The organism is Paracoccus sp. (in: a-proteobacteria), assembly GCF_047973135.1.
In the GTDB taxonomy this organism is placed as follows: Bacteria; Pseudomonadota; Alphaproteobacteria; order Rhodobacterales; family Rhodobacteraceae; genus Paracoccus.
Window position 1 is genome coordinate 1 of record NZ_JBKEBL010000202.1, and the last position, 8,647, is coordinate 8,647.

7 protein-coding genes are annotated in these 8,647 nt (G+C 67.3%); 4 read left to right on the top strand and 3 right to left on the bottom strand.

Annotation, left to right across the window (positions count from 1 at the left end; all coding sequences use genetic code 11):
• Nucleotides 1-1,416, bottom strand: a 1,416-nt coding sequence (locus tag ACK5L9_RS15795; RefSeq protein ID WP_416912427.1) for an IucA/IucC family protein, incomplete at its 3' end; no start/stop codon positions are given.
• A 91-nt stretch (nucleotides 1,417-1,507) separates the two neighbouring features.
• On the opposite strand from ACK5L9_RS15795, the gene ACK5L9_RS15800 reads away from it, so the two are divergent.
• The 4 genes from ACK5L9_RS15800 (at nucleotide 1,508) to ACK5L9_RS15815 (ending at nucleotide 7,410) form a co-directional block, all read left to right on the top strand.
• A complete protein-coding gene (locus tag ACK5L9_RS15800) occupies nucleotides 1,508-2,611 on the top strand; it encodes a hypothetical protein (protein WP_416912428.1) in 1,104 nt (367 codons plus the stop codon).
• Nucleotides 2,608-3,963, top strand: a complete 1,356-nt coding sequence (locus ACK5L9_RS15805; protein ID WP_416912429.1) for a lysine N(6)-hydroxylase/L-ornithine N(5)-oxygenase family protein — start codon at nucleotides 2,608-2,610, stop codon at nucleotides 3,961-3,963. Before ACK5L9_RS15800 ends, ACK5L9_RS15805 begins: the two co-directional genes overlap by 4 nt.
• Nucleotides 3,964-4,024: 61 nt before the next feature.
• Nucleotides 4,025-5,263 carry an MFS transporter gene (locus ACK5L9_RS15810; protein WP_416912430.1) on the top strand — a complete coding sequence of 413 codons (1,239 nt, stop codon included), beginning with the start codon at nucleotides 4,025-4,027 and terminating at the stop codon, nucleotides 5,261-5,263.
• Nucleotides 5,260-7,410 (top strand): TonB-dependent receptor, encoded by a 2,151-nt coding sequence (locus ACK5L9_RS15815; protein WP_416912431.1) that lies wholly within the window; start codon nucleotides 5,260-5,262, stop codon nucleotides 7,408-7,410. Before ACK5L9_RS15810 ends, ACK5L9_RS15815 begins: the two co-directional genes overlap by 4 nt.
• Here ACK5L9_RS15815 and ACK5L9_RS15820 read toward each other — a convergent pair.
• Complete coding sequence (locus ACK5L9_RS15820) at nucleotides 7,392-8,051, bottom strand: LutC/YkgG family protein (RefSeq protein ID WP_416912432.1); 660 nt, start codon at nucleotides 8,049-8,051, stop codon at nucleotides 7,392-7,394. The genes ACK5L9_RS15815 and ACK5L9_RS15820 overlap by 19 nt on opposite strands.
• Nucleotides 8,048-8,647 (bottom strand): 4Fe-4S dicluster domain-containing protein (locus tag ACK5L9_RS15825; protein ID WP_416912433.1); only part of this gene is annotated, 600 nt, incomplete at its 5' end. The genes ACK5L9_RS15820 and ACK5L9_RS15825, both read right to left, overlap by 4 nt.

Below are 8,647 nucleotides of genomic sequence, written 5' to 3' on the forward strand. Positions count from 1 at the left end.
AAAGTCGCGCCAGTCGCGCAGCAGGTCATCCTCATGCGCCAGCCCGTCCAGCGCCATCGTGGACAGCAGATGCAGAACCCCGTTGACCACGACGTAATAGGTCAGCAGCGCATCGCCCAGTTCCGCAGTCACGACATTGCCCGCGTCCCGGCCCAGATCCGGGCAATGCTGCGCCAGCCTGTCGTGGAAATCCGCCAGATGGCCGGTTCCCTGACAATCGCGCAACCAGACCGAGACGGGCGCGCGGTCGGCATCAAGCCCGATCATCATGTTCTGCTGATGCGCGCCGAACAGCAGGCCATGGGTCGCCCGCAGCTCCAGCAGGGGCAGGATGGCAATGCGCAGGAACCGGCGGAACCAGCCCCGCGCATCGCCCGCGCCGATCAGGCGGACCAGCGCGCTGCCGCCGCCGGGGACCGGCTCGCACAGGCTGCCCAGCATGACCGGGCCAGACCGGCGCGGATCGCGGAACGGGTTGTCGCGCAGCGAGACCAGCGTTTCGGGGATCAGCCCCGCACCATTGCGCAGCGCAGCGTGATGAGCCTCGCGCAGGATATGCATCTGCGGAAAGCTTGCGCGCAGATCCTGCCCCACCGGACCATCCAGCAGCGCCGCCAGATCGGCCCCGCGCCGCATCTCGCGCGGGTGCAGCACGCGGGTCGAGTTGGTCAGCCGCAGCGACAGCGACATCTTCAGCATGACATCGGCATGCCAGCCATGCAGCGTCCGCATCGAGGCCGTCGCGCGCCATTCACCCTGCCCCTCGCCCAGGATCCGCGCGCCAGCCGCTGCGATGCGATCAGCCTGCGCAACGGCCTGCCACGGATGGACCGGCAGGCGGATATGCCGGGAATCAGCCGGTTCAGGGGCCTCATCCGCCCGTGCCAGCCGCGCCAGCCGGACCAGAGCGCCTGCCGGAGCCGCGACGGCTTCGCGCGGCACGGCCAGCCATGTCAGCGCAAAGCCGGTGCCAAATTCCGGGGCGTAACGGCGGGCATCCTGCGCGTTCATCTCGTCCCGGCTGCGGGGGTTCGGGTGGCAGGGGTGGCCATATCTCATCGCGGCCTCGGCCTGCTGAAAATTCCACAGCGCGGGGTCATCATCCGCCGCCCGCCAAGGCGCGCGCCGGATCGCCATCGCGCTGTCCCCTACCCGCGCCGCGAAAACCTGACCAAAGGGATGCGCCAGCAGCGCCAGCCCTTCGGCCACCGGGCAAGGCCGCCCCGCAAGGCGCAGACCGGGACTGAACCGAAGGCGAAAGCGGGCCTGACCAGCCAGCGGAACCAGCAGCGTCCCCCGGCCCGTCGGAATCGCCAGTCCGTTTTCGCCGATACGCGCCCCGGTCAGGACGTTTTCGCGCAGGGCCGCATTCAGGAACGCATCAAGCGCGGGAATGTCGCGCAGGTCTTCGCTCATACCGTGTCACCAGCCGGTTCGATCTTTCGGTTGACGAATCCTTACTATAATAGTCAATTATTATGCAACCAAGAATTTCCCGGCGAATACCGTGACCCCTGATCAACTTCAGCATGCAATCTCTCCTGCCCTGACCGGCTATGGCTTTCAGCAGACCGCGCTGATCGGCATGCTGCCGGTGCTTGCGCCGCATCTTGGCCTTGGCGCGGACCGGATCGGGCTGGCCATCGGCGCGGGGCTGGTCCTGTCGGCAGTGGCGGCACCACTGCTGGCGCAGGCGATGACGCAGCGAAGGCTGCGCGGGGCGCTGTTGCTGCAATGCGCTGCATCGCTGGCGCTGGTCCTGCTGCTTCTGTGGCCTCCGCCAAACGGGATGACCTTTGGTGTCCTGCTGGCAATCCGGGGGGTGCAGGGCACGGCGGCGGCGGTCATTCTGGCCGTCGCACAGGGGGCCAGCGCCGGATCGGGGCGTCCGGTTGCGGCATTGGCGCGGGTACAGATCGGGCCGGGGCTTGGGCGCGCGACCGGTGCGGCGCTGATCGGGCCGCTGTCGCGGCTGTCGATCGCCCTGCCCGTCCTGCCCGCGCTGATTGGCGCGGGGCTGAGCCTGCGCCGTCTGGCCCGTCCGGACGGGCATCACCCTGACGGAATCGCGGTTCTTGCCAGCCCCCGCTGCCACGCGCCGCGCCCTGCCGCGTTGCTGGTGCCGTTTCTGGTGCAGGCAGCGATTGGTGCGGGGCAACTGGGGCTTGGGCCACGGCTTGCATTGACCCGCCCGCCCGACGAGGCCGCGACCATGGCCGGGCTGTGCCTGGCCTCAGGCTATCTGGCGCTGCTGCTGGTGCATGCGCGGCTGACTGCGGCAGGCGTCGCGATGCGGCCCGCCGCCGCGCTGCTGGCCGCGGCGCTGGCCCTGCCCGCTTTCCTTGTCGCCCCGCTTGCCCTGATCGTTGCAACGGCGCTGGCGGCGGGGGCATCGGGCCTGCTGATCGCGCGCCACCTTGCGCGCATCATCACCGCGCGGCCCGAAAGCGCGCGCCACAGCGCGGCCTGGCAAGGCTCGGCCCTGCTGGCCGGACTTGGCAGCGGCGCGGGCGCGGGCGCGCTGGTCCTGCCGCTGTCCCCCGCCGCGCCCTTCTTGCTGGGCGCGGCGCTTTCCCTTGTCATCCTGTTGATCTGCCAGAGGTTCACATGACCAGTTTTGATCTTTTCGGCGTGGGCATCGGCCCGTTCAACCTGTCGCTTGCGGCATTGGCCGACACCGTGCCGGGGCTGCGCTGCCGGTTCATGGAACGGCGCGCGCGGTTTGCCTGGCATCCGGGGCTGATGATCCCCGGAGCGACCATGCAGACATCTTTTCTCAAGGATCTGGTAACGCCCGTTCTGCCGACCAGCCGCTGGAGCTTTCTGAACTATCTAGTGACACACGGCCGCTTTTTCGACTTCATGGCGGGCCGCAACGCATGCGCCAGCCGGGCCGAGTTCGCCGATTACATGGGATGGGTCGCGCATGGGCTGGACAGCACGGGATTCGGCGATCCGGTCGAAACAGTGGACCATGACGGACAGGAGTTTGTCATCCAGGGCGCGTCGGGGCAGCGCTGGCGCAGCCGGGCGGTGTCGGTCGGCGTGGGCATGCAGCCCGACATCCCCGGGTTTGCCGCACCCGGCCCCGATTGCCTGCACGCCTCGCGCTGGCTTGAACGACCGTTGCGGCTGGCCGGGCGGAGGATCGCGGTAATCGGCGGAGGACAGTCCGGGGCCGAAATCGTTCTGGATCTTCTGAGCCGAAGCGACGGACCGGCGCAGATCATCTGGATCAGCCGCCGTCCCGGATTCTGGACGCTGCAAGAGGGGGCCTTTATCGACCAGTTCTTCACACCCGGCTATGTCATGGCATGGCGCGGTCAGTCACCCTCGGCGCGCGAGGCAGTGCTGGCCGGACAGAAATATGCCAGCGACGGCATCACCCCTGCCACCGCCGACGCCATCCACGATGCCCTGTATCAGCGCCGCCGCGAGGGGCGAGGCGACACCGTGCTGCGGCCCGGACGCGAGGTTCACGCAATCCGCAGGACGGCGCGGGGACAGGTGATCGAAGCCCAGGTCGCAGGCACCGACCGGCCCGAACGGTGCGAGGCCGATCTGGTCGTGCTGGCGACCGGCTATCGCCCGGCCGTGCCGGATTGTCTGGAGCCGCTGGCCGCGCGGCTGCATCGGCAATCTGATGGCGGGCTGGCGCTTGACGCGCATTTCCGGGTGATCTGGGATGGCCCGCGCCAGACCCCGCTTTACGCGATGAACCACGGTCGGCACAGCCACGGGATCGCCGATCCGCAGATCAGTCTGGCGGCATGGCGCAGCGCGGTGATGCTGAATGACCTGACCGGGCAATTGCCCTTCCCTGCCCTTGCGGAACGGGCCGATTCCCCGATGGTCGATTGGCCGGGCCGTGAAGGTAAGGAAGGCACGCGAGGGGATGACAAAATCGCAACAGCAATGGCCGGATCGCCCATGCCGCTTGCAAATCGCCGATTATCCTACTAATAAACTCGGGAAATCGGCCAGCCTGACCTGCCAGCCCGAATGACCAACCGGGATCGGGCATGTGACGCGGCCACCACTTTCTACTTCTGTCGCCCTGTCGGGGCTGTATCTGGCGCAATCGGTACCGCTGTATCTGGTGGCAGCGGCGCTGCCCCCGATCCTGCGCGCGCGCGGTGTCGATCTGGCGGTCATCGGCGCGTTGGGGGCCTTGCTGGCGCCCTGGGTACTGAAGGCGGCATGGGCGCCTGTCATCGACCGGCTGGCGCGTCATCCCCGGATCGGGCGCAAGGGTGTGGTGCTGACATGTCAGGTGATCACCCTTGGCTGCATCGTCATCCTGTCGAAACTCGATCCGGTCACGGACGCGGTGCGGTTCTTTCCGATCCTGATGACCATGTCGCTCGGCTCGGCCACGCAGGACATCGCCGCGGATGGCTGGGCGGTCGAACATCTGCCCCCGGCGCAGCAGGCTTTCGGCAACGCGCTTCAGGCGGGCGCGGTGGCCTTTGGCGTGCTGATCGGAGGGTCGGGCACGCTGCTGCTGGTCGATTGGCTGGGATGGCGCACGACTCTGCTGGCGATTGCCGCGCTGTCGGCGGCCTTCGCCCTGCCGTTTCTGCGGATGCCCGAGGCCAGAGGCCGCCGCGCCCTGCCCGCCGATTACGGTCGCGCCACATTCGGGCATTTCCTGTCGCAACCGATGGCGGGCGGAATGCTGGCCTTCGCCTTTTTCTTTCGCATGCCCGAGGGGCTGGTCAAGGCGCTGGAGCAGCCCTTTCTTGTGGATCAGGGATTCTCACTGGCGCAGGTCGGGCTGATCTCGGGCGGGTCGGCTGCGCTGGTCGGCCTGTTCGGCGCGGCAAGTGCCGCCGCAATTATCGGCCGGATCGGGCTGGCGCCCTTTTTCGTGCTGCTGATCGCCGGACGCACGCTGACCTTCGCCGCCTTCTTCTTCGCCGCCACGATGGGGATCGGAACGGCGCCGCTGGTCGCGCTGTCGGGCATCGACACCTTCCTGCGCTATGTCGAGATGGTCGGCCTGTTCACCGCCTTCATGCGCTTTTCATCGCTGACACAGGCCGGGACGGATTTCACCCTGCTCACCGGCATCAACCTGCTGATGTACATGCTGGGCAGCATGATCGCGGGGGCGATGGCGTCCGCGCTTGGCTATGGGCCGGTCTTTGCACTGGCCGCGCTGCTTTCCGTTCTGACCGGCTGGATCGCCATCACGCGCCTGCCTGCCTCGGTCCGGCAAAAGCCCGTTTTAACCAGCTTTCCAAAGGAGTATTCCGCGTGACATACCATGCGCCCATGACCGGCCTGACCCTTGCGGTGCTGATGACCGGCACCGCCCTTGCCCAGGATGCCGATACGCTTGTTCTGGACACGGTCGTTCTTGAAGCCAGCCGCACGGGCACCGCCATGGGCGATTATCCCGGCGCGACGCAGGTGGTCGAGGCCGGGGACATCGCCGCGCGCCTGGAAACCGGGGAACCGCTGGACCGCATCCTTGGCCAGATGGTGCCGGGCCTCGCGCCCTCGAACGGCACCATCGGCGGCGCCAGCCAGACGCTGCGGGGCCGGTCGGTCCAGATCCTGATCGACGGCGCGCCCCGCACTTCGGAACTGCGGGGATTTACACGCGAATTGTCAATGATCGACCCGGCCAGCATCGAACGGATCGAGATCGTCAAGGGCTCGACCGCGCGTTTTGGCAATGGCGCGACCGGCGGCATGATCAATATCGTGACGAAAACCCCCGGCGAGGGGCAGCAAACAAACCTGTCCTTCGGCATCAGCAGCGGAACCGAGGGCGACAGCATCGGCTCGGACCTGTCCTTCAGCCATGAACGCCGCCTGAACGATCTGGGCCTGCGGCTGGAATTGTCACGCCGGTCGATGAACGATCTTTACGACGGCGACGGCAAGCGGATTCCGTCAGACCCGGTGGTCGGACAGGGCAATGCGGATAATTCCGAAAATTACGCGGGGGCGGTGGTGCTGGACTGGCGCGCAGGCAGCAACGAAATTACGGCCCGGATCGGCGGCTATCATTTCAGTCAGGAGATCGACCGCTTTACCGATTACGCGACCGACCCGGTCAGCGTCGGCGACGCGGATTATACCGGTCGGGACGTGAAGGATATCGGGCGCTTTGCCAATGTGACATGGCGCAATTCCGACCTGTCCATCGGCGAGACCGAATTGCAGCTTTACGCCAGCAACACCACCCGCCGCGCGGCTTTTGTGCCGGCAGGCATCGCCAATCCGCTGTATTATCCGGTCAGCCTGAGCGATCCAACGCAGCATCCCGACGCCCAAAGCGAGCTTTCGACCAGAACTTTCGGCGCGCGTTTTACCGTCCGCACGCCGTTGGACGGCTTGCGGGCGGGCGCGCAACTGACCTGGGGCATTGATGCCAGCCATGACGATGTCAGCCAGCAGGATCTGTCGGGCCGCGACCTGATCGCACCGATGAAGCAGAAAAGCCTGGCCGGATTCGCGCAACTGGATGTGCCGGTCGGGCAGGTCGATCTTGGCGCCGGGCTGCGGGCCGAGAAATTCTGGCTGGATGTGGATGATTTCACCCGCCCCGACGCCATGCAACTGACCCCGTCCGGGTTGTATCCGCTGCCCGCCGTGGCGGTGCGCGGAGGCGATTTCGACTATGACGCGGTGGTTGGCAATATCGGCGCGACCTGGCATGTCACGCCGAAACTGGATCTGTTCGCCAGTGTCAGTCAGGGCTTTTCGGTGCCCGATGTCGGCGGCTTCACCCGCCGCGCCATGCCCCCGAACCCTGCCGCGCCGGGGCAGACAGTATCCTTCGCCTCGCTGCGCCCGGATTCGCAGATCGTGAACACCGCCGAACTGGGCCTGCGCTGGTCCGGCGACCGGATTGCGGCCTCGGCCTCGGCATTTCTGTCCACCTCGGACGAGGGGACGGTTTTCGACAGTGCCACGAACAGGGTCACGCAGCAGAAGGAACGCGTCTGGGGTGGCGAAGCGGCGATCAGCCTTGCGGCCACCGACGCGCTGCAACTGGGGGCCGTTCTTGGCTGGCAAGAGGGAAATTATGACGCCGATGGCGACGGCTCTCGCGAAAGCTGGTTGCCGAACAACCGCATCCCGACGCCATTCACCGCGACGCTGACGGCGGCCTGGCTGTTCCGGAACGATGCCAGCCTCAGCGGCGAAATCGCCTATGCGGCGGGGCGCGACAAGGCCGGGCAACCCGAACTGGACGAGATGATTACCGTGAACATGTCGGGCTCGTACCCTCTGGGCCGTGGCGCGGTAACGTTCGGCATCACCAACCTGCTTGATCGCCAGCAGGACAATATCACCGCAAGCTCGGTCCGCGAGAACCCGCTGACCGCCGACGCAATCCGCGTGGCGGACGAGGGGCGGCGCATCTATCTGGGCTATGGCATGTCATTCTGACCGCCCCCGGCGTCCCGGACCATGACGACATGCAGGAAGCCCGGCCCGTGGGCGCCGCGGACATAGCTGCCCTCGATATCGGTGGTGCCGCTGGGGCCGGTGATCAGGATGGCGTTGCGCGGGGTGTCGGTTGCGGCCAGTTTCGCGGCGTAATCCTCCAGATAGGGCAGCAGCGTACTTTCGCGCAGCACGACGATGTGGTGAAGTGGCAGAAAGGACAGCAGGATCGGCGCGTCGGGGCCTGAATGGATCACGACCGAGCCGCTTTCGGCAACGCCGAACAGCGCGAGGCCAAGGGCTGCGGGCTCATCCGGGACAACGCCCTCGTGGATGGCAATGCCGGTCCAGTCCAGCGCGGTCAGGTCGGGCGCGGGTTGCAGTGACAGCGATTGCAGGCCATGGCTGTCCAGATAGCGCCGCACAGCCTGCGGTACCGAGGCCAGATCGGGGATGCGTTCGACCGTGGTGCCAAGTACCGAGGCCTTGGCCGCGAAGGCGTCGTGCAGCGTGGCACCGGCCGGCGCGGGGCGGATACTGTCGGGATCGGCCAGCAGGGCCAGGGCCTCGGCAGCGATGGAATCGCCGTCCCCGCCGGGGCTGACCCTGCGGATGGCTGACAGGATCGTTTCGCGGGCGGTCATGTGCGGTCTTTCTGCTGCGCGCGATATTGCTGCATGAAGGTGCGGCCCGGCGGTTTCGGCATGTCGCGATGCGCCGTCCAGCCCCCGGCCAGCGGCAGGCTGGAAATCCAGCCGCCGCGGCCCATCAGCCGCAGCGCCCGCACCCCCATCCCGCTGGCCAGCCGGTAAAGCGCCGGGCGCCGGGCCACCCAGGCCCAGAGGCCGATGCCCCGGCGGATCGTGACGGGCTCCAGCCGTTCGCGCCAGCTTCGGCTGCGCCAGGCCCGGATCAGCGTCGGCAGCGGGATGCCGACCGGGCAGACCTCGGCGCAGCGGCGGTTCATCGTGCAGGCGTTCGGCAGATCGCGCGAGGCCGCCAGCCCGTCCAGAACCGGCGTCAGAACCGTCCCCATCGGGCCGGGATAGGTGCCGCCATAGGCATGTCCGCCGATCTGGCGATAGACCACACAGTGATTCATGCAGGCCCCGCAGCGGATGCAGCGCAGCATCTCGCGGAACTCGTCGCCCAGCATCCGGGTGCGACCGTTATCGACCAGCACGATATGCATTTCCCCGGGGCCGTCCGCGTCGCCCGCGCGTTTCGGACCGCAATGGAA

Bases quoted from the DNA above. Each gene is read 5' to 3' on its own strand.
- ACK5L9_RS15820 (WP_416912432.1), bottom strand. From the start codon at position 8,051: ATGACCGCCCGCGAAACGATCCTGTCAGCCATCCGCAGGGTCAGCCCC.
- ACK5L9_RS15805 (WP_416912429.1), top strand. From the start codon at position 2,608: ATGACCAGTTTTGATCTTTTCGGCGTGGGCATCGGCCCGTTCAACCTG.